Source organism: Enterobacter sp. GER_MD16_1505_Eko_090 (assembly GCF_003331015.1).
In the GTDB taxonomy this organism is placed as follows: domain Bacteria; phylum Pseudomonadota; class Gammaproteobacteria; order Enterobacterales; family Enterobacteriaceae; genus Enterobacter; species Enterobacter roggenkampii.
Map to the genome: position 1 here is coordinate 16,767 of NZ_PUQF01000015.1, position 22,717 is coordinate 39,483.

Here is a 22,717-nt window from a genome sequence, read left to right on the forward strand (position 1 = left end):
GCCGCCACCCGGCAACACGAACACCGCACCTTGTAGGCCGGGTAAGGCATAGCCGCCACCCGGCAAAACGAATCGCGAGGCCAACATGATCCACGTACAAAACGTAAGTAAGACCTTTGTGCTCCACCAGCAAAACGGCGTGCGCCTGCCGGTGCTGCAAAATGCCTCGCTGGAGGTTAATCGCGGCGAATGCGTGGTGCTGCACGGCCACTCCGGCAGCGGAAAATCGACCCTGCTGCGCTCCCTCTACGCCAACTATCTGCCCGACGAAGGCCATATTCATATTCGCCACGGCGATGAATGGATCGACCTGGTGCAGGCCCCGGCGCGTAAGGTGCTGGAGGTGCGCCGCTCGACGATCGGCTGGGTGAGCCAGTTTCTGCGGGTGATCCCGCGGATCTCCGCCCTGGACGTGGTGATGCAGCCCCTGCTGGATCTTGGCGTACCGCGCGAAACCTGTGCCGCCAAAGCCGCCAGCCTGCTGACGCGCCTGAACGTGCCCGAGCGCCTGTGGCACCTTGCCCCGTCGACCTTTTCCGGCGGCGAGCAGCAGCGCGTCAATATCGCCCGCGGCTTTATCGTCGACTACCCGATTTTACTTCTGGATGAACCCACCGCCTCGCTCGACGCTAAAAACAGCGCGGCCGTGGTGGAGCTGATCGAACAGGCCAAAGCGCGCGGGGCGGCGATCGTCGGGATCTTCCACGACGAGAGTGTTCGCACCCGCGTCGCGGACAGGCTGCACCCAATGGGGACTCCCGCATGATTATCAATAACGTCAAGCTGATACTGGATAATGAAGTGGTTGACGGCTCGATTGAGATCCAGGACGGAACAATCCGCGCGTTTGCTGAAACCCAGAGCCGCTCGCCCGAGGCGATGGACGGCGACGGCGGCTGGCTGCTGCCGGGGCTGATCGAACTGCATACCGATAATCTGGACAAGTTCTTCACCCCCCGCCCGAAGGTGGACTGGCCCGCGCATTCAGCGATGAGCAGCCACGACGCGCTGATGGTCGCCAGCGGCATCACCACCGTACTGGACGCGGTGGCTATTGGCGACGTGCGCGACGGCGGCGACCGTCTGGAGAACCTGGAGAAGATGATCAACGCCGTCGAGGAGACGCAAAAGCGCGGCCTCAACCGCGCCGAGCACCGCCTGCACCTGCGCTGCGAGCTGCCGCACCACACTACCCTGCCGCTGTTTGAAAAGCTGGTCGGCCGCGAGCCGGTGTCGCTGGTCTCCCTGATGGACCACTCGCCGGGGCAGCGTCAGTTCGCCAACATTGAAAAATATCGCGAATACTATCAGGGCAAATATTCCCTCAGCGACGCGGAGATGGCCCGTTATGAAGAAGAGCAGCTGGCGCTTGCGGCACGGTGGTCGCAGCCTAACCGTGTCCGAATTGCGGCGATGTGCCGGGACCGCAATATCGCGCTGGCCAGCCATGACGATGCCACGCACGATCACGTGCTCGAATCCCACCAGCTTGGCAGCGTGATCGCCGAATTTCCCACCACGTTCGAGGCGGCTGAAGCCTCCCGCAAGCACGGCATGAACGTGCTGATGGGCGCACCGAACATCGTGCGCGGCGGCTCGCACTCCGGCAACGTTGCGGCAAGCAGGCTCGCGTCCCTCGGCCTGCTGGATATTCTCTCGTCCGACTACTACCCCGCCAGCCTGCTCGACGCGGCCTTCTGCGTCGCGGACGACGAGGGCAACCGCTTTACGCTGCCGCAGGCGATTCGCCTGGTGACGAAAAACCCGGCCTCGGCGCTTAACTTGCAGGATCGCGGCGAGATAGCCGAAGGCAAGCGGGCGGATTTGGTGCTGGCCCACCGCAAGGGCGAGCACATCCATATTGACCACGTCTGGCGTCAGGGAAAAAGGGTGTTCTGATGGGAAGACTTATCTGGTTAATGGGGCCGTCCGGCTCCGGTAAGGACAGCCTGCTGTCCGCCTTACGGCAGCAGGAGCATCCGCAACTGCTGGTGGCGCACCGGTACATTACCCGGTCGGCGAATGCGGGGAGTGAAAACCATATCGCCCTGAGCGAGCAGGAGTTTTTCATTCGTGCCGGGCAAAACCTGCTGGCGCTGAGCTGGCACGCCAACGGCTATTACTATGGGATCGGCATCGAGACCGATCTGTGGCTGCATGCGGGGTTCGACGTGTTGGTCAACGGTTCACGGGCGCATCTTCCGCAGGCGCGCGCCCGCTATGGGGCGGCCCTGCTGCCGGTCTGCCTGCAGGTTTCACCGGACGTCCTGCGCAGCCGGTTGCAGAGCCGGGGTCGTGAATCCGCCCGTGAGATCGATCAGCGGCTTGCGCGTGCGGCGCGCTACGCCCCGTCCGACTGCCATATCCTTAATAACGACGGAAGTTTGCTACAGTCAGTCGAGACCTTTTTATCGCTTATCCGTCAGAAGGAGAAACAGCATGCCTGACTGCACGCTTCGCCCCGCCACCGCCGACGATGCGCAAATCGTCTATGCGTTAATCTGCGAATTAAAGCAGGCCGAATTTGATCACCAGGCGTTTCACGCGGGCTATCTTGCCAATCTGCAGGATCACAATATGCGCTACCAGCTTGCCGAACTGGACGGGCAGGTCATCGGCATGATCGGCCTGCACATGCAGTTTCACCTCCACCACGCACGCTGGATCGGCGAGATCCAGGAGCTGGTGGTGATGCCGCAGGCGCGCGGGTTAAAGGTGGGCAGCCAGCTGCTGGCCTGGGCGGAAGGGGTGGCACGAGAGGCCGGTGCGGAGCTGACCGAGCTCTCCACCAGCGTGAAACGCACCGACGCCCACCGTTTTTACGTCCGTGAAGGATATACGCAGAGCCATTTCCGATTCACCAAACCGCTGTAGAGGTGCGTTATGAGTCTGACAATCACGTTAACAGGAACCGGAAGCGCGCAACTGGTGCCGGTCTTTGGCTGCGACTGCGCGGCGTGCCGCCGGGCGCGCCTGCAGGAGACCTATCGCCGTCGCCCCTGTAGCGCGGTGGTCAAATTCAACGATGCGGTGACCCTGCTGGATGCCGGTATTCCACATCTGATGGACGACTGGGCTGCAGGCAGCTTTCAGCAGTTTTTGCTGACCCATTACCATATGGATCACGTTCAGGGACTCTTCCCCCTGCGCTGGGGCGTGGGCGCGACGATTCCGGTTTACGGTCCGCCGGACGAAGCAGGATGCGACGACCTGTTTAAACATCCGGGGATTCTGGATTTCAGCCACACGGTCGAACCCTTTGTGATGTTTGAACTTCAGGGAATGCGGGTCACGCCGCTGCCGCTCAACCATTCGAAACTGACCTTCGGGTATCTGCTGGAATCGGCCCACAGCCGCGTGGCCTGGCTGTCCGACACCGCCGGGCTGCCGGAAAAAACGGTGAAGTTCCTGCTTAACAATCAGCCGCAGACGATGATTATCGACTGCAGCCACGAACCGCGCGACGAGACGCCGCGAAACCATTGCGACTTAAATACCGTGATGGCGTTAAACGAAGTGATTGGCTGCCCGCAGGTGATCCTGACGCACATTAGCCATCAGTTTGACGTGTGGATGATGGATAACCCGCTGCCTGACGGCATTGAAGCGGGGTATGACGGAATGGTGTTGGTTCTCGACTGAGTTTTGCCGGGTGGCGGCTGCGCCTTACCCGGCCTACGCGCCAGGGTTTTGCAGGCCTGCGTAAGCGAAGCGCCACCAGGCTTTAGCCTCGATCGTAATCGTCTTCTAACCTGCGCTCATCCTCTTCCAGACGGCGTCTGTCGTCATCCAGCTGGCGCTGACGCTCGTCTAAACGGCGGCGTCTGTCTTCGAGCTGCCGACGGCGATCGTCATACTGACGGCTATCCATGCGACGGTTATCGTCATAACGATCGTCATCATCGTTGCTGCGGCTGCTGCTGGGGTTATAGGCGTCGTTGATTGCCTGTTGAATGTTGCCAATAGCATCATCAACGATATCGGCATGCGCCAGCTGGCTGGTGAGTGACAGCAGACCAAATAACAGAGCGGTAGAGTAACGTTTCATAAGGCCAGACTCGCAGGTGAACTGGCCTTAAGGTAATGAACAGCAGGGTGTGGGGGTAGCGGAGGAATCTCAAATTCAGTTGTGTCCTGGGACTTCCATCAGTTGATTCGCACGCTGTTTATTTTCTGCGACCAGGACGATGCCGTAGCATTTTTGATCCGGCGAATGGCTCCAGATACGATCTTCGGGGATACACCCTCCGTCATAGATAACCTTGCTACCATCATACGGCCAAAATGCGCCCTGCTCGGTATCAAGAACAAATACAGCGATTTGGTCAGACTCGCGGGCAATTTTCTGCCAGAGCATCTTCCCACCCTCATATTGTTCAAAGTCGCTGACAAGTGTCACGCCACATTGTAATACCAGGGCTTCATACAGGCGAGTTGCCAGTCCCTTGTCACGCTCGGCGGGATCAACACAGATACCTTCTACCTGAATAACATTGGCATCTTCCCAACAGCGCTCGACGGCAATGATATCTTCACCCAAATGCGTTTTACGTTGTAAATCCAGGGCAGCAACAACCCGATGCCGGGGCACCCCATCGAAGGTTTCGATATCCGCTTCAATAATCGCAGCTCTTGGCGTCTGGCTATCAAAAATAACATGTAGCACTCGCCCGGAAAGCTCAAACTCATCAACGAGTTTAAACGACCTGGCAATTGTGCTCGGGCTGTATGTTGTAGGCATCACGATCATTTGTGAGTCCCCCTTTGTGAGTACCGGCATAATTCCTTTTATATCCCAATCTGCTAAATTTTGCGCAGATTAACATCACCGGCGTCAACGTTGCTCTTGATGAAATCCTAAACAGGGGCATTTAAAAACATATTTTCCGCAGCGCCTGCGCCAGCTGCACCCGCGTAAACGGCTTGCGCAGTAGCTGAACGTCCGGCAGCTGAGGATTATGCGTGGGCCGTAAATCCTGTCCGCTGATCAGCAGCACCGGAAGCTGCGGATAGTAGCTGCGCACATGGCTAATCACCTCGGCCCCGCTCAGGCTTCCGGGCAACATCAGGTCGCTGATAAACATGCCAATATCCGGCGACGCCGCCAGCATGTTCAGCGCCTGCTCGCCGTTTTCCGCTTCGAGCGTCAGGTAGCCAAGCTGGTGCAGCTGCTCGCACAGGGTCTGACGGACATCGGCTTCATCTTCCAGCACCAGTACCAGCCGCTCGCTATCGACGGAGGCGGTGGCAGAGAGCGTTTCATCTTCAGGAACTACGGGTAGCGTCGATCGCGGAAGGTGAAGCCGGACGGTCGTCCCCTGCCCCGGCGCGCTCTCGATCTCCACGCGACCGCCGGACTGGCGGACAAAGCCGTAGACCATCGACAGGCCTAACCCGCTCCCGCTCCCGGTCTGTTTGGTGGTGAAGAACGGCTCAAAGACGCGGGATTTCACCTCCTGAGACATCCCGCAGCCGCGGTCAATGACCTCCAGCGCCACCATATCCTGCCTGCGCCCGTCGCTGCGGGTGACGCGCTGATTCCAGGTGCGGATTTTTATCACCCCGCTTTGCCCTTCCATTGCATCGCGCGCGTTCATCACCAGGTTTATGATGGCGTTTTCCAGCTGGCTAACGTCTATCCAGGCGGGCCATGCCGGGGATTGCGCTTCGATCTCAAGGGTCAGGGTGGCAGGGAGGGAGTGACGCAGCAGTTCCCGGAGGTTCTCCAGCAGCGGCTGCATCTCTACCGCATGCGGGGTCAGGGATTGCTTGCGGGAAAACGCCAGCAGGCGCTGGGTCAGCAAGGCGCCACGCTCGGCCGCCTTCAGCGCCCGGGTAATGCGCGGCGCGTCGTTTGATTCGGGGTCGGTTAGCTCAAGGCTGCCGATGATCACCGCCAGCAGGTTATTAAAATCATGCGCCAGCCCGCCCGTCAGCTGTCCGACGGCCTTCATTTTCTGGCTGTGCAGGAGCGCCTCTTCCAGCCCCTGACGCTCAATGCGGTCGATCTCCATCTGCGTGGTCTTCTCTTTCAACAGGCGCGTGGTGTGCTCAAGCGAGGCGGTGTTGCGGGCAAAAACGTTAAACGCGCGCGCCAGTTCGCCCAGCTCATCACGCCGCTGCAGCGCGGGAACGGAAACATCCTGTTCGCCGTGCGCAAGGCGTGACATCGCCCGGGAAATTGCCGTCAGATTGGAGGCCAGATGGCGGTAGATATACCAGCAGGCACACCCGGTGATGATCAGCGCCAGCACGGCGAAAATGGTGATAAACACGCTGATGGATTGCAGTTCGTGATGGCTCTGGGCCGTGCGAAGCCGGGAGGCCTGCGCCACCTGCTCAACGTACTGATTAATATCGCTGTTGAGGATCGCCACCAGTGCCTTGATGTGGAACATGTACCAGCTTATCGCCAGATCGCTCTCTTCCAGCTGCTTCGACAGCGGGGCGAGCTGACCTAGCTCGGCATTAAAATCAGGCAGAACCGCCTTCACAACCGGCTGTGCGGCACTCCGGGGCAGCGTTGCGGCCACCGCGTCCAGCTGCTGAACGGTCGCGCGCGGCGAGGGGGTGTCGATGGCAGCAGCGATCAGCCGGTCCATCTCCATCAGCTGCTGCGCATCCGGTACGTTACTGTCATAACGACGGTTGATATCCTGCAGATGACGCAGGTAGCTCTGGCTTTGGTACAGCGAGCTCAGCAGCGCGTTACGCTCCAGATGGCGTCGCTGTCCGCGCTCCAGCATCTCCGTCACGCTCTGCTGTAGCTCATTGCTTCGTTGAATAATACGCGCCACCAGGGCTGGCTCCTGCTGCGCCAGCGGCGCCTCCGCAAGCTGCTCCAGCGAGTGGCGCAGGGCCATTTGCGTCTGCTTCAGGCGCTCGGCTTCACCTTTATACTCGAGCGCCCCGACCACCTGCGAGAGCCGCACCGCCGCCGTTGCCACGCTGGCGGTGTCGCGGGCCAGGTTCATGCTGCCGGTCATGTCGTCCAGCGTTTGCTGCTGGACCTGCTCCTGGATTTGGCTGGCGTGGCGGAAGCCGAGCACCGCCACGCCGCTCACCATCAGCGTCACGGCGACCACCAGCAGATTGAAAATCAGCAGGCGGCCTCGGGCGCTGGCGAAGAACGGGGGGCGTGATGGCATGGGGTTGGGCTCCTGTGCGGTTTGGTGCCCTCACCCTGGCCCTCTCCCACAGGGAGAGGGAAAAGGAAAATGTGACGGCGATTAGCTATTCATAACTATGACAAATATGAACAGCTTCTGACATTTTGCATTTACGCACCTGTGATGAAGTGCAGAAATCGGCATTCACAGGAGATCCGCCATGAGCAGAACCCCGGTATTAGAGATGCGCAGCATTGCCAAAACGTTTGGCAGTTTCCACGCGCTCAAGGGTGTGGATTTGACGGTCTTTGCTGGTGAGATCCACGCGCTGATGGGTGAAAACGGCGCAGGCAAAAGCACGCTGATGAAAATCCTTGCGGGCGCCTATACCGCCACCGGCGGCGAGATCCTGATCGACGGCCAGCCGTTTCACATTAAAGGGCCGAAGGATGCCCTGGCCGCAGGCATCACGCTGATTTACCAGGAGATGCAGCTCGCGCCCAATTTGACCGTAGCCGAAAATATCTTCCTCGGCAGCGAGCTGTCGCGCGGCGGGCTGGTCCAGCGCAAAGAGATGGCCGCCCAAGCGCAGGCGGTGATTGACCGCCTCGGCGCGCAGTTTAGCGCCACCGATCTGGTGATGAAGCTCACCATCGCCGAACAGCAGCAGGTGGAAATTGCTCGCGCGCTGCACCGCAACAGCCGCATTCTGGTGATGGATGAACCCACCGCCGCCCTCTCCTCCCGCGAAACCCATCGCCTGTTTGAACTGATTTTGCGCCTGCGCGATGAAGGGATGGCGATCATCTATATCAGCCACCGCATGGCGGAGGTCTATGAACTCTCTGACCGCGTCAGCGTTCTGCGCGACGGGCAGTACGTCGGGAGCCTGACGCGCGACAAGCTGAACGCGTCGGAACTGGTAAAGATGATGGTGGGCCGCCCGCTAAGCGACCTGTTCAACAAGGAGCGTGATATTCCCCTCGGCAGCCCGCGTCTCAACGTCCACCACCTCACCGACGGTAAAAAAGTACAGCCGTGCAGCCTGCAGGTGCGTTCCGGCGAAATCGTCGGGCTGGCAGGACTGGTGGGGGCCGGACGTTCCGAGCTGGCACAGCTTATCTTCGGCGTGCGTAAAGCCACGGGCGGCATGATTGAGGTCGACGGCGAGCCGGTGGTGATCCACTCCCCGCGCGCGGCCATCGAAAACGGCATCGGTTTTCTCACCGAGAACCGCAAGGAGCAGGGGCTGTTTCTGGAGCTGGCGGCGCAGGAGAACATCACTATGGCGACGCTGGAGCGCGACGCCACCTTCGGCTGGCTGAACCGCAAAAAAGCCCAGTCCATTTCCGATGACGCCATTGCCCTGCTCAATATCCGCGTGCCCCATTCGCAGGTGCGCGCAGGCGGTCTTTCCGGCGGCAACCAGCAAAAACTGCTCATCTCCCGCTGGGTCGCCATCGGCCCGCGCATTCTGATTCTGGACGAACCCACGCGCGGCGTGGACGTCGGCGCAAAAAGCGAGATCTACCGCATCATGAACCAGATGGCGCGCAAAGGCGTGGCGATCCTGATGATCTCCAGCGAGCTGCCGGAAGTGGTGGGCATGAGCGACCGGGTTTACGTGATGCGGGAAGGCAGCATCGCGGGCGAGCTTCACGGGCGTGACATCTCTCAGGAAAACATTATGACGCTGGCAACCGGCGTGAACGACACTCATCATCAGGCGGTGCAATCATGACAACTCCAACCCAACCGCAGCAGGTGGCGAAATCCGCCTCCGCCAAAAAAATGCTGATGAGCGATCTGATGCAAACGGTCGGTATTTTGCCGATTCTGATCCTGATTGTGGCGGTTTTTGGCTTTATTGCGCCCAACTTCTTCACTGAGAGCAACCTGCTCAACATCACCCGTCAGGCGTCGATCAACATCGTGCTGGCGGCGGGAATGACCTTTATTATCCTCACCGGCGGGATTGACCTCTCGGTGGGGTCGATTCTCGGCACCACGGCGGTGGCGGCGATGGTGGTGTCGCTCATTCCCGAATTCGCCGGGCTGTCCATTCCGGCCGCGCTGATGCTCGGCATGGTGCTGGGCCTGTTCAACGGCGCACTGGTGGCCTTTGCCGGGCTGCCCCCCTTCATCGTCACGCTCGGCACCTATACGGCGCTGCGCGGCGCGGCCTATCTGCTGGCCGACGGCACGACGGTCATTAACTCCAACATCAACTTCGAGTGGATCGGCAATAACTACCTCGGCCCGATCCCCTGGCTGGTGGCGATCGCCCTGGCGGTCATTGTGGTGTGCTGGTTCATCCTGCGCCGCACCACGCTCGGCGTTCACATCTACGCCGTGGGCGGCAACATGCAGGCGGCGCGCTTAACGGGCATTAAGGTCTGGCTGGTGCTGCTGTTTGTCTACGGCATGAGCGGCCTGCTCTCCGGCCTCGGCGGCGTCATGAGCGCCTCACGCCTCTACAGCGCTAACGGCAACCTCGGCACGGGCTACGAGCTGGATGCGATTGCGGCGGTGATCCTCGGCGGCACCAGCTTCGTTGGCGGGATCGGCACGATCACCGGCACGCTGGTCGGTGCCTTGATCATCGCCACCCTCAACAACGGCATGACGCTGATGGGCGTCTCCTACTTCTGGCAGCTAGTGATCAAAGGGGCGGTGATCATCATTGCGGTGCTGATCGACAAATACCGTACCCGACACCATCAAAGTGCATAACAACAATACCCTACGAGTGAGGAAGACAAGATGCGTTTGAAACCCTTAGTGACCGCGCTCTGTGCTGGCGCGCTGCTTGCCGCAACGCCGTTTGCGCAGGCGAAAGATCTGAAGTCCATTGGCGTGACGGTGGGCGACCTGGCTAACCCGTTCTTCGTGCAGATCACCAAAGGTGCCGAGCTGGAAGCGCGCAAGCTGGCGGGCGATAACGTCAAGGTGACGCTGGTCTCCAGCGGGTACGACCTGGGCCAGCAGGTGGCGCAGATCGACAACTTCATTGCCGCGAAAGTGGACATGATCATCCTCAACGCCGCGGACTCCAAAGGGATCGGCCCGGCGGTGAAGCGCGCGAAGGACGCCGGGATCGTGGTCGTGGCGGTTGACGTGGCGGCGGAAGGGGCTGATGCCACCATCACCTCCGATAACACCCAGGCGGGTGAGATGGCCTGTAAGTACATTACCGACCGCCTGAAAGGGAAAGGCAACGTGGTGATCATCAACGGACCGCCGGTCTCTGCGGTACAAAACCGCGTAGAAGGGTGCCAGACGGAGTTCAAAAAACATCCTGATATCAAGGTGCTCTCGGATAACCAGAACGCCAAGGGCAGTCGTGAAGGCGGTCTGGAAGTCATGACCTCCCTGCTGGCGGCCAATCCGAAGATCGACGGCGTGTTTGCGATTAACGATCCGACCGCGATCGGTGCCGATCTGGCCGCGAAACAGGCGCAGCGCAATGAGTTCTTTATCGTTGGCGTGGATGGATCGCCGGACGGTGAGGAAGCGCTGAAGCGCGAAAATTCCCTGTTTGTCGCAACCCCGGCGCAGGATCCGCAGGTCATGGCGGCAAAGGCGGTGGAGATCGGCTATGACATTCTCCAGGGCAAACCCGCGCCGAAAGCGCCCGTGCTGATCCCGGTGACGATGATCGATAAAAAGAACGTCGGCACGTATAAGGGGTGGACGGTTAAATGATCCTTTTCCCTCTCCCGCAGGGAGAGGGTACTGTTTTCAAGGAGTCCCCATGAAACGCTCCGACATCAATGAAATCCTCGGCCACACGCGGCAGTTTTTCTCCATGCACGACGTTCATCTCCCGCCTTTTGCCAGCTTTCCGCCAACGAAATGGCAGCAGCTTGACCAGGCCGCATGGCAGGAAGTGTTCGACCTCAAGCTCGGCTGGGACGTGACGGCGTTCGGCGGCAACAACTTTGCCGCTGAGGGCCTGACGCTGTTTACCCTGCGCAACGGCTCGCCCAACGGCGTGCCTTATGAAAAAAGCTATGCCGAAAAAATCATGCACGTGCGCGACGGCCAGGTGACGCCGATGCATTTTCACTGGCGCAAGCGCGAAGACATCATCAACCGGGGCGGCGGGAATCTGATCATTGAGTTATGGAATGCCGGAGCGCATGAAGAGACGGAAAACACCGACGTGACCGTCACCGTCGACGGCTGCCGCCAGACCCACGCCCCCGGCAGCCAGCTGCGCCTCACGCCAGGGGAAAGCATCTGCCTGACGCCCACTCTTTACCACAGTTTCTGGGGCGAACGCGGCTTCGGCGACGTGCTGGTGGGGGAAGTCTCCTCGGTTAATGACGATGAACACGACAACCACTTTTTGCAGCCCGTTGCCCGCTATAACAACATCGAAGAAGACGAACCGGCACTGCTGGTGCTGTGCAACGAGTACAACCTGTTCCGGATATAAGGGGTGAATGATGCCATTGATTTCTCTTGCCGACGGTCTTGCGCACGCCAGACAACACCGCTATGCGCTGGGCGCGTTTAACGTGCTCGACTCCCACTTCCTGCGCGCGCTGTTCGCCGCCGCAAAGCAGGAACGCTCGCCGTTTATCATCAACATCGCGGAAGTGCATTTTAAGTACGTGTCGCTGGATTCCCTTGTCGAAGCGGTGAAGTTCGAGGCCGCTCGCCACGCTATTCCCGTGGTGCTCAACCTCGACCACGGCCTGCATTATGACGCCGTCGTGCGCGCCCTGCGCTTAGGGTTCAGCTCCGTGATGTTCGATGGCTCTACGCTGAGCTATGAGGAAAATGTTCGCCAGACGCGGGAAGTGGTGAAAATGTGCCATGCGGTGGGCGTCTCCGTGGAGGCAGAGCTGGGCGCGGTCGGGGGTGATGAAGGGGGCGCGCTTTACGGACATGCGGATGAAGCCTTCTTCACCGATCCGCAGCTGGCGCGCGAATTTGTTGATTCAACCGGCATCGACGCGCTGGCCGTCGCCATCGGCAACGCACACGGCAAGTATAAAGGCGAGCCGAAGCTCGATTTCCCGCGTCTGGACGCCATTCGTCAGCAGACGGGGCTGCCGCTGGTTTTACACGGCGGCTCCGGGATTAGCGATGCCGACTTCCGCCGCGCCATCGAGCTGGGCATTCATAAAATCAATTTCTATACCGGCATGTCGCAGGCCGCGCTCGCCGCCGTGGAGCAGCGCATGGCGAACCGCCAGCCGCTGTACGACGAGTTTGCCGAACTGCTGCTCGGCATTGAAGAAGCGATTACCGATACGGTCGCCGAACAGATGCGCATCTTCGGCAGCGCGGGGCAGGCATGATGGAACGCAAAGGCATCATCGCCGCAGGCAATATGCTGGTGGACCACGTCCACCAGATCGTGCAGTGGCCGGAGCGCGGCTGGCTGGCGGAAATCACCCACAGCGAACGCTCAACCGGCGGCGCGCCGCTCAACGTCCTGCTGACGCTGGCAAAAATGCACGTTGGCCTGCCGCTGCAGGCGGTGGGGCTGATTGGCGAAGACGGCGACGGGGACTACATTCTGGCGATGCTCGACCAGTACCACGTCAACCGCCAGCGCGTACAGCGCACCACCTTTGCGCCAACCTCCATGTCGCAGGTGATGACCGACCCCAGCGGACAGCGCACCTTTTTCCACTCGCCGGGGGCCAACCGCCTGCTGGATCTTCCCGCCTTCGATCGCTTAGACGGATCGATGAAGATCTTCCATCTCGGCTATCTCCTGCTGCTCGACAGCCTGGATATGCCCGATGACGAATTTGGCACCCGCAGCGCGCGGCTGCTGGCGCAGATGCGCGACCAGGGGTATGAAACCTCGCTCGATCTGGTTTCCCGCAAGGGCGACCCGCGCTATCAGCCGCTGGTGCTCCCTGCCCTTCGCCATCTCGACTATCTGGTGATTAACGAGCTGGAGGCCGGTGAGTTTAGCGGCCTGACAATGCGTGACGAAAACGACGCCCCGCACATTGCCCATATCGCGGACGCCGCGGCGCAGCTGCTGGCGGCCGGCGTACGCCAGCGGGTGGTGATCCACTGTCCGGAAGGCGCATGGGGAGAAGCTCGCGGTGAAGAGGGTCGCTGGATCCCGTCATGGATGCTGGAGCAGGAAGAGATTATTGGCAGCGTCGGCGCGGGCGATGCCTTTTGCGCGGGCTTTTTATACGGCTGCCATGAATCGCTCCCGCTGACAGAAAGTATTTATCTGGCGCACGCCTGCGCGCGGGCAAGCCTGCTGGCCGCCAATGCGATTGACGGCGCAAAAACGCTGGCCGAGCTGCAGGCGTTTATTCGCGAGAGCATTTAATTTAACAATAATTGCGATTTTTCATTACAGTTCTATGAATTTTATATTCCCGAACTACACTCTCTCCATCTGGCATATTCGGCGTGGGCAGCACTCTGTCCGCACGCTTTTCCGAAATGAGATAGAAAGAGGACAAGGGAAAAATGTTCGCAGCCATCATCATCGGTATTTTCAGTATCAGCGTTATTTATGCGCATTCCCGCGGCAAAGAAAAACAGACGCTTTCCCGTCAGCTCTTCGACCATTCGACGTTTATGGCGCCCATCAATATGTTTATGACGGCGTTTTCTTCCCTGCCCGCCAGGCAGCCTTTCTTTGAAACAGAGCGCTTCCCGGAATTAAATAAGCTGACGGAAAACTGGCTGGTTATTCGCGAAGAGGCGCTGCGTTTGCAACATCATATTAAGGCAGCGGAAAATAATAACGACGCTGGCTTTAACACCTTTTTTAAACGCGGCTGGAAACGTTTTTATCTGAAGTGGTATGCCGATGCCCATCCCTCCGCGCAGTCTTTATGCCCGGTGACGACCCGGCTGGTGAGTGAAATCCCTTCGGTGAAGGCGGCCATGTTTGCCGAGCTGCCGGCGGGTGCAAAGCTTGGCAAGCACCGGGATCCGTATGCGGGCTCGGTTCGTTACCATCTGGGCTTATTCACCCCGAATGACGATCGCTGCTTTATTGAAGTCGACGGGCAGCGCCACAGCTGGCGGGATGGTGAAGCCGTTATTTTTGATGAGACCTACGTCCACTGGGCAGAAAATAAATCGGATCAAACGCGCATTATTCTCTTCTGCGATATCGAGCGTCCGATGAAATGGCGCTGGGCGCAGGCGGTTAACCATTGGGTGGGAACCACGCTGATGTCTGCGGCCAGCTCACCGAATGACGAGAATGACAGCACCGGCGGCATTAACCGCATTTTTAAATACGTTCATGCGGGCCGCGAACGGGGGCAGCGTCTGAAAAAAAGGAACCGTAAGGCCTATTACGCCCTCAAGTATTTGTGCATCATCGCGATTTTTGCCGCCATCATTGTTCCGGCGATAACGTAAGCCTTATGCCGCCTGTTCGGGCCGGCTCACGTCAGTGGCAAACACGTAACCCAACCCGCGGATGGTTTTGATGAGCGCAGGCTGATGCGGGTTAGCCTCTATTTTCCGGCGCAGGCGCATGATCAGCACGTCAATCGTGCGGTCGAACACGTCGGCACTTTCGCTGTGGGTCAGCTCAAGCAGCCGATCGCGGCTCAGCACCCGGCGGGCATTTTGCGTGAGCGCCAGCAGCAGGCCGTACTCGCCCTGGGTTAAGGGCACGGTATTACGCTGCGGATCAATCAGCTCACAGCGGGTGGTATCAAGCGTCCATCCATTAAACGCAATGCCCGCGACGGGCGCTGCGGGGGCTTCTGCCGCCAGCGCGCCCGTTCGGCGCAACACCGCTTTCACCCGGGCGACCACCACGCGCGGGTTGAACGGTTTGCCAATATAATCGTCGGCCCCCATCTCCAGCCCCACCACCACGTCTGACTCACTGCCCAGGCCGGTTAACATCACAACCGGTAGCGCCGGACGCTGCTTTTGCAGCTGCAGCAGAACCTGCAGGCCGTTGATATCCGGCAGCATCATATCCAGCAGCACAAGCGCGATATTCGGCTCCTGCTGCACCTGGCGCAGCGCATCCTGGCCGTTATGGCAGACAAGCACGCTAAAGACGTGCTCGCTCAGCACGTCCTGAAGCAGTTCGCAGACTGCCGTATCGTCATCAACCACCAGAATCGCCGGTTTCATCGTATGCTTCCGTCAGGGGATTATGTTAAGTCTGAACTATTCTGCCGTCGGCTCCAGTCAAAAGGTTTTTTCAGTGACGGAAATTCAACCCATGTCACATCCGCCGCCCTGTCGACACGTCAATTTTGACGATTGACTGCTTTTTGTCAGGGTTTTCACCCCGGATGGGCCGTAAAGTCAGGGGATACCCATACAAAAAACATGGCATAGAAGCTGCATAGTGGGTGCGAACGATTCGATTAACTGGAGCAGACTGATGAAAAAAGTCGTCACGGTTTGCCCTTATTGTGCCTCAGGTTGCAAGATCCACCTGGTGGTCGATAACGGCAAAATCGTCCGGGCGGAGGCCGCGCAGGGGAAAACCAACCAGGGCACGCTGTGCCTGAAAGGTTACTACGGCTGGGATTTTATTAACGATACCCAAATTCTTACCCCGCGCCTGAAAACCCCTATGATCCGCCGCGAGCGCGGCGGCAAGCTGGAAGCCGTCTCCTGGAACGAGGCGCTGGATTATGTCGCCACGCGCCTGAGTGCCATTAAGGCCAAGTATGGCCCGGATGCCATCCAGACCACCGGCTCTTCCCGCGGGACGGGAAATGAAACCAACTATGTGATGCAAAAATTCGCGCGCGCCGTTATTGGTACCAATAACGTCGACTGCTGCGCTCGCGTCTGACACGGCCCATCGGTTGCAGGTCTGCACCAGTCGGTCGGTAACGGCGCAATGAGTAATGCCATCAACGAGATAGATAATACCGATCTCGTTTTCATCTTTGGTTATAACCCGGCGGATTCTCACCCTATCGTCGCGAACCACGTTATTCGCGCTAAACAGAATGGGGCGAAAATCATCGTCTGCGATCCGCGCAAAATTGAAACCGCGCGCATTGCGGATATGCACATTGCATTGAAAAACGGCTCAAACATCGCGCTGTTGAACGCAATGGGGCACGTCATTATTGAGGAGAACCTGTACGATCAGGCGTTTGTCGCGACCCGTACAGAAGGCTTTGAAGAGTATAAGAAAATAGTCGAGGGCTATACGCCTGAATCCGTCGAAGCGATAACCGGCGTCAGCGCGCAGGAGATTCGTCAGGCGGCCAGAATGTATGCCGGGGCAAAAACCGCCGCCATTCTCTGGGGTATGGGCGTGACCCAGTTCTACCAGGGAGTGGAAACCGTGCGCTCGCTCACCAGCCTTGCGATGCTGACCGGTAATCTGGGTAAAGCCCACGTTGGCGTGAACCCGGTGCGTGGTCAGAATAACGTGCAGGGCGCCTGCGATATGGGCGCGCTGCCGGACACGTATCCGGGCTACCAGTACGTGAAGTTCCCGGAAAACCGCGCCAAGTTCGCGAAGGCGTGGGGCGTGGAAAGCCTGCCGGAACATACCGGGTATCGCATCAGCGAGCTGCCGCACCGCGCGGCGCATGGCGAAGTGCGTGCGGCCTATATCATGGGTGAAGATCCGCTTCAGACCGACGCCGAGCTTTCTGCAGTGCGTAAAGGGTTTGAGGATCTGGAGCTGGTGATTGTCCAGGATATCTTCATGACCAAAACCGCGGCGGCGGCGGATGTCATTTTACCGTCGACCTCCTGGGGCGAGCATGAAGGCGTCTACACGGCGGCCGACCGCGGCTTCCAGCGCTTCTTCAAGGCGGTCGAGCCGAAGTGGGATCTGAAAACGGACTGGCAGATCATCAGTGAAATCGCCACCCGCATGGGCTACCCGATGCACTACAACAACACCCAGGAGATCTGGGATGAGTTGCGCAGCCTGTGTCCGGACTTCTACGGCGCCACCTATGAAAAAATGGGTGAGCTGGGATACATCCAGTGGCCGTGCCGGGACGAGTCGGAGGCCGATCAGGGGACGTCCTATCTCTTTAAGGAGAAATTCGACACCCCGAACGGGCTGGCGCAGTTCTTCACCTGCGACTGGGTCGCGCCGATCGATAAACTCACCGATGAGTATCCGATGGTGCTCTCCACCGTACGCGAAGTGGGCCACTACTCCTGCCGCTCGATGACCGGAAACTGCGCCGCGCTGGCCGCGCTGGCGGACGAGCCCGGCTATGCGCAAATCAACACCGCCGATGCGGAACGGCTCGGTATTGAGGATGAAGCGCTGGTGTGGGTGAACTCGCGCAAAGGGCGGATTATCACCCGTGCGCAGGTCAGCGATCGTCCAAACAAAGGGGCGGTCTATATGACCTACCAGTGGTGGATTGGCGCCTGTAACGAGCTGGTCACGGAGAACCTAAGCCCGATAACCAAAACGCCGGAGTATAAATACTGCGCCGTGCGCGTGGAGCCGATTGCGGATCAGCACGCGGCGGAACAGTATGTGATCGACGAATATAACAAGCTGAAAGCCCGACTGCGCGAAAGCGCAATGGGTTGAAGCCGTTAATTTATCGTTGAATAAAGGGAGTGATATATTCACTCCCTTTTTATTTCCGATTAATTCATAAGAAATAGAAATTATCATTCTGGAAAGCGGCTCGCAGAAATAATGTAATTTTCGCGAAAAGGAATTACATCTTTGCATTTTAATTCAGAGGGATAAGATGTGCGGCGGGTGCTTAAGACTTTCTGTCTTGAGCATTGTTGAGGGACAGAAAGTAGAAAGCCCCGGGAAATTTTCATTTACCCGAGGCTACTCTCCCTCAACTCCAACAAGTTGAGAGTAGCCTCTTATTCTTTTTTTGACAAGGAGTAAAAGGCATGACGCCATTAAAAACTGCGTTAGGCATCGTCGTTATTGTTTGCCTGACGATAGTGATCTTTACCTTTATTACTCGCGGCAGGCTCTGCGAGTTTTCAATAAAGAGTGAGCATCAGGAGGTGGCGGCTAAATTAGCCTGCAACCCAGGCTAACCTCTACGGGCGGAACAACGGTTCCGCCCGGCTTGTAGGATGCTGAGGTCTTAATGCACCCATTTTTTTCTTTTGCGCCCGCGATTATACTGCGCGGCGTGTACCCAGATGATAAGAATCCATGAAAGCCATTTTTCTGTTGTTAGTGTTTTTAACATCCTTCGCCCGCGCCGATGAGATAGGCAGCCAGTATCGGAAACAGGCGGAAGCCGGTGATGCGCGTGCCCAGTATTATCTTGCCGATACGTACTTCAGCTCCGGCGACAGCAAGCAGGCCGCGCTGTGGGCCGAGAAAGCCGCGAAAGGCGGCGATGTCGACGCCATGGGGTTGCTCTCGCAAATCCTCTTTACGCAGGGCGATTACACTCAGGCCAAAGCCCTGGCCCAACAGGCAAACATTGCTGGCAGCAAACGCGGCGCGATCATGCTGGCGCGCATTCTGGTGAATACTCAGGCGGGAAAAACGGACTATCCCCAGGCCATCAGACTGCTGCACACGGCAACCGAAGATATCGACAGCGACTCTGCGGTCGATGCACAGCTGCTGCTGGGGCTGATTTATGCCAACGGCGTCGAGGTAGCGCAGGATGACGTGCAAGCCGCCTCGTGGTTCAAGCGGAGTTCAGCCCTTTCGCGTACCGGCTACGCCGAGTACTGGGCTGGGATGTTGTTCAGGCAGGGTGAGAAAGGCTTTATCACGCCCAATAAACAGAAAGCGCTGTACTGGTTAAACCTGAGCTGTACGGAAGGGTTTGATACGGGGTGCGAAGAGTTTGATGCGTTGAGCGGAGAATAAAGTGCCGGGTGGCGGCTTCGCCTTACCCGGCCTACAAAGCCCGTAGGCCCGGTAAGCGCAGCGCCACCGGGCTTAGGATGTTACTGGTCAGCCGTCTTATCAAAACGACCCAGCACCTCGCGTTCATACGCCAGCGCCTTTTTACGGTCGAATTTGTGTTCCCACTTGGCGATAACCAGCACCGCCAGCGCATTCCCCACCACGTTCAGCGCCGTACGCGCCATGTCGAGGATACGGTCCACACCCGCGATAAAGGCCAGGCCTTCCAGCGGAATGCCTACGCTGCCCAGCGTCGCCAGCAGTACCACGAACGAAACGCCCGGTACGCCTGCGATACCTTTAGACGTCACCATCAGGGTCAGCACCAGGACGATCTCCTGCCACAGCGACAGGTCAATGCCGTACAGCTGCGCAATAAAGATAGCGGCGATACTCTGGTAGAGCGTGGAACCATCCAGGTTAAAGGAGTAACCGGTCGGCACCACGAAGCTGGTGATCGACGCTGGCGCACCGTAGGCTTCCATCTTCTCAATAATACGCGGCAGCACGCTTTCAGAGCTTGCCGTGGAGTAGGCCAGAATCAGCTCATCTTTCAGGATACGAATCAGGATCCAGATGCTCAGCCCACACAGACGCGCCACAATTCCCAGCACCACCAGCGCAAAGAACAGGATGGCAAAGTGCACCAGGAGCACCAGCTTCGCCAGCGGCCAGAGGGAGGCAAAACCGAAGTTCGCCACGGTGACGGCGATAAGCGCAAACACCCCTACCGGCGCGTAACGCATTACCATGTGGGTCACTTTAAACATGGTTTCGGAGATCGAGCGGAACACGGTCACCAGCGGTTCGCGGTGCGTCGCGGGCAGTGAAGAGAGCCCCAGACCAAACAGGACCGAGAAGAAGATAATAGGCAGCATCTCGCCCTTCGCCATCGACGCCACGATGTTGGTCGGTACCAGAGAAAGGATCGTGCCCATCAGGCCGTGTGCATGGCTTTGCACGTCAGCGGTCGTACTTTGGTATTTCGAAATATCCACCGTCGCCAGCTGCGACATATCAATCCCGGAACCCGGCTGGAAAACGTTCGCCAGGGTGATACCGAGAATGATCGCAACCGTAGTGATCACTTCGAAATAGATAATGGTTTTCGCACCAATACGGCCTAACTGCTTCGCATCGCCGACGCCTGCAATACCCACCACCAGCGTCGAGATCACAATCGGTACCACGATCATCTTGATCAGGTGAATAAAGATATCCCCTGCCGGTGAAAGCAGGTTCGCAATCAGCCAGTCGCGGCTGTCGCTGTGATAGTGGAGGTAACTGCCCAGCAGGATGCCCAGCACAAGGGCGATTAAGATCTGCCAGGCCAGGCTGACTTTAACGTTTTTCATAGAAACTGACTTCCTCAATGAAGCGCCTTATTCACTTAAACTGCATGAATATGGGGACATACTGAAAGGGTATGAATTGTGTTGCGTCGATTTATGGGATTTTTTAACGCGGCGTATGAGTATCATTTGCGCGGCCTGTTGCGCAAGCCTTAAAGAACGACGCATTTCACTCGTAAAAGCGTCTGTGACGGGAGTTTCTCCTGATTCTAATAAATAACCTTTTGTTATAAAAAACCTTTTTTAAACATAAATGTGAATAATCGTCAGCATAAATTATTTTCCTTCAAAGTTTCATTCGCTCATTTTTCAACCTGTTCAAACAATGCGTGATCTGTCGCCCAAATAATAAACAAAGCTTGTAAAGCCCCTACTATTAACGTTTTTGCGACATATTATTAACATCTTACAAGGAGAAAAAAAGCCATGAGCCAAATACACAAACATGACATTCCCGCAAACATTGCGGACCGTTGCCTGATCAACCCGGAGCAGTACCACGAGAAATATCAGCAATCTATTACCGCCCCGGACACCTTCTGGGGTGAGCAGGGCCATATCCTTGACTGGATCAAACCTTATCAGAAGGTAAAGAACACCTCCTTTGCGCCCGGTAACGTCTCCATTAAATGGTATGAAGATGGCACGCTGAACCTGGCGGCAAACTGTCTGGACCGTCACCTTGCCGCGCGCGGGAACGAGACGGCGATTATCTGGGAAGGCGATGATGCCTCGCAGAGCAAACACATTACCTATAAAGAACTGCACCGCGACGTGTGCCGCTTTGCCAACGTCCTGCTGGATAAAGGCATTAAAAAAGGCGACGTGGTCGCTATCTATATGCCGATGGTGCCGGAAGCGGCGGTGGCCATGCTGGCCTGTGCGCGTATCGGCGCGATTCATTCCGTTATTTTCGGTGGGTTCTCGCCAGAGGCGGTTGCGGGTCGTATTGTCGATTCAAGCTCAAAACTGGTGATCACCGCCGATGAAGGCGTGCGCGCAGGACGCAGTATCCCCCTGAAGAAAAACGTCGACGAAGCGCTGAAAAACCCGAACGTCAACACGGTCAGCAACGTCATCGTCCTTAAGCGTACCGGCGGCAAAATCGACTGGCACGAGGGGCGCGACCTGTGGTGGAGCGACCTGATTGAAAAGGCGAGCGACCAGCATCAGCCGGAAGAGATGAACGCGGAAGATCCGCTCTTCATTCTTTACACCTCTGGCTCAACCGGCAAACCGAAAGGCGTGCTGCACACCACCGGCGGTTATCTGGTCTACGCGGCCACTACCTTCAAATACGTCTTCGACTACCACCCGGGCGACATCTACTGGTGTACTGCCGACGTGGGCTGGGTCACCGGGCACAGCTACCTGCTGTACGGTCCGCTGGCCTGTGGCGCAACAACGCTGATGTTTGAAGGCGTGCCAAACTGGCCGACCCCGGCGCGTATGTGCCAGGTGGTCGACAAACACCAGGTCAACATTCTCTACACCGCACCAACGGCCATCCGCGCCTTAATGGCGGAAGGCGACAAAGCCATCGAAGGCACCGACCGCTCTTCATTGCGCATCCTCGGTTCCGTGGGTGAGCCCATTAACCCGGAAGCCTGGGAGTGGTACTGGAAGAAAATCGGCAACGAGAAATGCCCGGTCATGGACACCTGGTGGCAGACCGAAACCGGCGGCTTTATGATCACCCCGATGCCGGGTGCCACGCAGCTGAAAGCGGGCTCGGCAACGCGTCCGTTCTTCGGCGTACAGCCTGCGCTGGTGGATAACGAAGGCAACCCGCTGGAAGGGGCCACCGAAGGCAACCTGGTGATCACGGACTCGTGGCCGGGTCAGGCGCGTACCCTGTTCGGCGATCACGATCGCTTCGAGCAGACCTACTTCTCGACCTTTAAAAACATGTACTTCAGCGGCGACGGCGCGCGTCGTGATGAAGATGGCTATTACTGGATCACCGGACGCGTGGACGACGTGCTGAACGTCTCCGGCCACCGTCTGGGCACCGCGGAGATTGAATCGGCGCTGGTGTCGCATCCGAAGATTGCCGAAGCCGCCGTTGTCGGCATTCCGCACAACATCAAGGGCCAGGCAATTTACGCTTACGTCACCCTGAACCACGGGGAAGAGCCGTCGCCAGAGCTCTATGCTGAGGTGCGCAACTGGGTGCGTAAAGAGATTGGCCCGCTGGCGACGCCGGACGTGCTGCACTGGACCGACTCGCTGCCGAAAACCCGCTCCGGCAAAATCATGCGCCGTATCTTGCGCAAAATCGCGGCAGGGGACACCAGCAACCTCGGTGATACCTCAACGCTCGCAGATCCTGGCGTGGTGGAAAAACTGCTCGAAGAGAAGCAGGCCATCGCAATGCCTTCCTAGTGTTTTCTCCCTCTCCCCTCACCCTCTCCCCATAGGGGAGAGGGGATAAAAAC

At 58.2% G+C, this 22,717-nt stretch carries 21 protein-coding genes; 16 read left to right on the forward strand and 5 right to left on the reverse strand.

Annotation, left to right across the window (positions count from 1 at the left end; genetic code table 11):
• Positions 1-85 precede the first annotated feature (85 nt).
• From phnL to phnP, 5 genes are read left to right on the forward strand one after another with little or no spacing between them, the layout of a single operon-like run.
• Positions 86-766 carry a phosphonate C-P lyase system protein PhnL gene (gene phnL / locus C6A40_RS17035; RefSeq protein ID WP_045335185.1) on the forward strand — a complete coding sequence of 227 codons (681 nt, stop codon included), beginning with the start codon at positions 86-88 and terminating at the stop codon, positions 764-766.
• Positions 763-1,899, forward strand: a complete 1,137-nt coding sequence (gene phnM / locus C6A40_RS17040; RefSeq protein WP_045335184.1) for an alpha-D-ribose 1-methylphosphonate 5-triphosphate diphosphatase — start codon at positions 763-765, stop codon at positions 1,897-1,899. Before phnL ends, phnM begins: the two co-directional genes overlap by 4 nt.
• Positions 1,896-2,447 carry a ribose 1,5-bisphosphokinase gene (gene phnN / locus C6A40_RS17045; protein WP_102046715.1) on the forward strand — a complete coding sequence of 184 codons (552 nt, stop codon included), beginning with the start codon at positions 1,896-1,898 and terminating at the stop codon, positions 2,445-2,447. The genes phnM and phnN overlap by 4 nt, the downstream gene beginning before the upstream one ends.
• Complete coding sequence (gene phnO, locus C6A40_RS17050; RefSeq protein ID WP_021242924.1) at positions 2,440-2,874, forward strand: aminoalkylphosphonate N-acetyltransferase; 435 nt, start codon at positions 2,440-2,442, stop codon at positions 2,872-2,874. Before phnN ends, phnO begins: the two co-directional genes overlap by 8 nt.
• A 9-nt stretch (positions 2,875-2,883) precedes the next feature.
• Positions 2,884-3,642, forward strand: coding sequence for a phosphonate metabolism protein PhnP (gene phnP, locus C6A40_RS17055; RefSeq protein ID WP_045335181.1), 759 nt, complete (start codon positions 2,884-2,886; stop codon positions 3,640-3,642).
• Between the two features lie 82 nt (positions 3,643-3,724).
• Here the strand turns inward: phnP and yjdP are convergent, their stop codons facing one another.
• From yjdP to C6A40_RS17070, 3 genes are all read right to left on the reverse strand, one after another.
• Positions 3,725-4,048, reverse strand: coding sequence for a DDRRRQL repeat protein YjdP (gene yjdP, locus C6A40_RS17060; protein ID WP_021242926.1), 324 nt, complete (start codon positions 4,046-4,048; stop codon positions 3,725-3,727).
• Between the two features lie 75 nt (positions 4,049-4,123).
• Positions 4,124-4,750 carry a GNAT family N-acetyltransferase gene (locus C6A40_RS17065; protein ID WP_008500049.1) on the reverse strand — a complete coding sequence of 209 codons (627 nt, stop codon included), beginning with the start codon at positions 4,748-4,750 and terminating at the stop codon, positions 4,124-4,126.
• A 121-nt stretch (positions 4,751-4,871) separates the two neighbouring features.
• The gene (locus C6A40_RS17070) at positions 4,872-7,148 is read right to left on the reverse strand and encodes an ATP-binding protein (RefSeq protein ID WP_045335179.1); all 2,277 of its coding nucleotides are present in this window, start codon (positions 7,146-7,148) and stop codon (positions 4,872-4,874) included.
• Between the two features lie 181 nt (positions 7,149-7,329).
• On the opposite strand from C6A40_RS17070, the gene C6A40_RS17075 reads away from it, so the two are divergent.
• From C6A40_RS17075 to lpxO, 7 genes are all read left to right on the forward strand, one after another.
• Positions 7,330-8,850, forward strand: a complete 1,521-nt coding sequence (locus C6A40_RS17075; protein ID WP_021242933.1) for a sugar ABC transporter ATP-binding protein — start codon at positions 7,330-7,332, stop codon at positions 8,848-8,850.
• Entirely contained in the window at positions 8,847-9,842 is a 996-nt protein-coding gene (locus C6A40_RS17080) for an ABC transporter permease subunit (RefSeq protein ID WP_023293503.1), read from the forward strand. Before C6A40_RS17075 ends, C6A40_RS17080 begins: the two co-directional genes overlap by 4 nt.
• Before the next feature lie 30 nt (positions 9,843-9,872).
• Positions 9,873-10,814 (forward strand): ABC transporter substrate-binding protein, encoded by a 942-nt coding sequence (locus tag C6A40_RS17085; RefSeq protein ID WP_021242935.1) that lies wholly within the window; start codon positions 9,873-9,875, stop codon positions 10,812-10,814.
• A gap of 49 nt (positions 10,815-10,863) precedes the next feature.
• Positions 10,864-11,550 carry a D-lyxose/D-mannose isomerase gene (locus tag C6A40_RS17090; protein WP_023293504.1) on the forward strand — a complete coding sequence of 229 codons (687 nt, stop codon included), beginning with the start codon at positions 10,864-10,866 and terminating at the stop codon, positions 11,548-11,550.
• 10 nt (positions 11,551-11,560) lie between these two features.
• The gene (locus tag C6A40_RS17095) at positions 11,561-12,421 is read left to right on the forward strand and encodes a ketose 1,6-bisphosphate aldolase (RefSeq protein WP_025912336.1); all 861 of its coding nucleotides are present in this window, start codon (positions 11,561-11,563) and stop codon (positions 12,419-12,421) included.
• Complete coding sequence (locus C6A40_RS17100) at positions 12,418-13,425, forward strand: carbohydrate kinase family protein (RefSeq protein ID WP_023293506.1); 1,008 nt, start codon at positions 12,418-12,420, stop codon at positions 13,423-13,425. The genes C6A40_RS17095 and C6A40_RS17100 overlap by 4 nt, the downstream gene beginning before the upstream one ends.
• Positions 13,426-13,568: 143 nt before the next feature.
• Positions 13,569-14,477 (forward strand): lipid A hydroxylase LpxO, encoded by a 909-nt coding sequence (gene lpxO, locus C6A40_RS17105; RefSeq protein ID WP_045335176.1) that lies wholly within the window; start codon positions 13,569-13,571, stop codon positions 14,475-14,477.
• Between the two features lie 3 nt (positions 14,478-14,480).
• Here lpxO and C6A40_RS17110 read toward each other — a convergent pair whose 3' ends face one another.
• Positions 14,481-15,212 carry a response regulator gene (locus tag C6A40_RS17110; protein WP_021242940.1) on the reverse strand — a complete coding sequence of 244 codons (732 nt, stop codon included), beginning with the start codon at positions 15,210-15,212 and terminating at the stop codon, positions 14,481-14,483.
• Positions 15,213-15,468: 256 nt separating this feature from the next.
• Between C6A40_RS17110 and fdhF the strand changes: the two genes are divergently transcribed.
• The 3 genes from fdhF to C6A40_RS17125 all read left to right on the forward strand — a co-directional run bounded on the left by fdhF (position 15,469) and on the right by C6A40_RS17125 (position 18,888).
• Positions 15,469-17,616: a formate dehydrogenase subunit alpha gene (gene fdhF / locus C6A40_RS17115; protein WP_084832316.1), complete on the forward strand. Its 2,148-nt coding sequence runs from the start codon at positions 15,469-15,471 to the stop codon at positions 17,614-17,616.
• A gap of 323 nt (positions 17,617-17,939) precedes the next feature.
• A complete protein-coding gene (locus tag C6A40_RS17120; protein ID WP_045335172.1) occupies positions 17,940-18,092 on the forward strand; it encodes a Hok/Gef family protein in 153 nt (50 codons plus the stop codon).
• A gap of 121 nt (positions 18,093-18,213) precedes the next feature.
• Positions 18,214-18,888, forward strand: coding sequence for a tetratricopeptide repeat protein (locus C6A40_RS17125; protein WP_023293510.1), 675 nt, complete (start codon positions 18,214-18,216; stop codon positions 18,886-18,888).
• A gap of 80 nt (positions 18,889-18,968) precedes the next feature.
• Here the strand turns inward: C6A40_RS17125 and gltP are convergent, their stop codons facing one another.
• A complete protein-coding gene (gene gltP, locus C6A40_RS17135) occupies positions 18,969-20,282 on the reverse strand; it encodes a glutamate/aspartate:proton symporter GltP (protein WP_008503398.1) in 1,314 nt (437 codons plus the stop codon).
• Between the two features lie 423 nt (positions 20,283-20,705).
• Here gltP and acs point away from each other — a divergent pair, with 423 nt between their 5' ends.
• On the forward strand, positions 20,706-22,664 hold the full coding sequence (gene acs / locus C6A40_RS17140) for an acetate--CoA ligase (protein WP_008503397.1): 1,959 nt from the start codon (positions 20,706-20,708) through the stop codon (positions 22,662-22,664).
• The last annotated feature ends 53 nt before the right edge of the window (positions 22,665-22,717 follow it).

Coding starts and splice junctions, on each gene's coding strand:
- phnL (WP_045335185.1), top strand. CDS start 86: ATGATCCACGTACAAAACGTAAGTAAGACCTTTGTGCTCCACCAGCAA.
- phnM (WP_045335184.1), top strand. CDS start 763: ATGATTATCAATAACGTCAAGCTGATACTGGATAATGAAGTGGTTGAC.
- phnO (WP_021242924.1), top strand. CDS start 2,440: ATGCCTGACTGCACGCTTCGCCCCGCCACCGCCGACGATGCGCAAATC.
- phnP (WP_045335181.1), top strand. CDS start 2,884: ATGAGTCTGACAATCACGTTAACAGGAACCGGAAGCGCGCAACTGGTG.
- yjdP (WP_021242926.1), bottom strand. CDS start 4,048: ATGAAACGTTACTCTACCGCTCTGTTATTTGGTCTGCTGTCACTCACC.
- C6A40_RS17065 (WP_008500049.1), bottom strand. CDS start 4,750: ATGATCGTGATGCCTACAACATACAGCCCGAGCACAATTGCCAGGTCG.
- C6A40_RS17070 (WP_045335179.1), bottom strand. CDS start 7,148: ATGCCATCACGCCCCCCGTTCTTCGCCAGCGCCCGAGGCCGCCTGCTG.
- C6A40_RS17075 (WP_021242933.1), top strand. CDS start 7,330: ATGAGCAGAACCCCGGTATTAGAGATGCGCAGCATTGCCAAAACGTTT.
- C6A40_RS17080 (WP_023293503.1), top strand. CDS start 8,847: ATGACAACTCCAACCCAACCGCAGCAGGTGGCGAAATCCGCCTCCGCC.
- C6A40_RS17085 (WP_021242935.1), top strand. CDS start 9,873: ATGCGTTTGAAACCCTTAGTGACCGCGCTCTGTGCTGGCGCGCTGCTT.
- C6A40_RS17090 (WP_023293504.1), top strand. CDS start 10,864: ATGAAACGCTCCGACATCAATGAAATCCTCGGCCACACGCGGCAGTTT.
- C6A40_RS17095 (WP_025912336.1), top strand. CDS start 11,561: ATGCCATTGATTTCTCTTGCCGACGGTCTTGCGCACGCCAGACAACAC.
- C6A40_RS17100 (WP_023293506.1), top strand. CDS start 12,418: ATGATGGAACGCAAAGGCATCATCGCCGCAGGCAATATGCTGGTGGAC.
- lpxO (WP_045335176.1), top strand. CDS start 13,569: ATGTTCGCAGCCATCATCATCGGTATTTTCAGTATCAGCGTTATTTAT.
- C6A40_RS17110 (WP_021242940.1), bottom strand. CDS start 15,212: ATGAAACCGGCGATTCTGGTGGTTGATGACGATACGGCAGTCTGCGAA.
- C6A40_RS17120 (WP_045335172.1), top strand. CDS start 17,940: ATGACGCCATTAAAAACTGCGTTAGGCATCGTCGTTATTGTTTGCCTG.
- C6A40_RS17125 (WP_023293510.1), top strand. CDS start 18,214: ATGAAAGCCATTTTTCTGTTGTTAGTGTTTTTAACATCCTTCGCCCGC.
- gltP (WP_008503398.1), bottom strand. CDS start 20,282: ATGAAAAACGTTAAAGTCAGCCTGGCCTGGCAGATCTTAATCGCCCTT.
- acs (WP_008503397.1), top strand. CDS start 20,706: ATGAGCCAAATACACAAACATGACATTCCCGCAAACATTGCGGACCGT.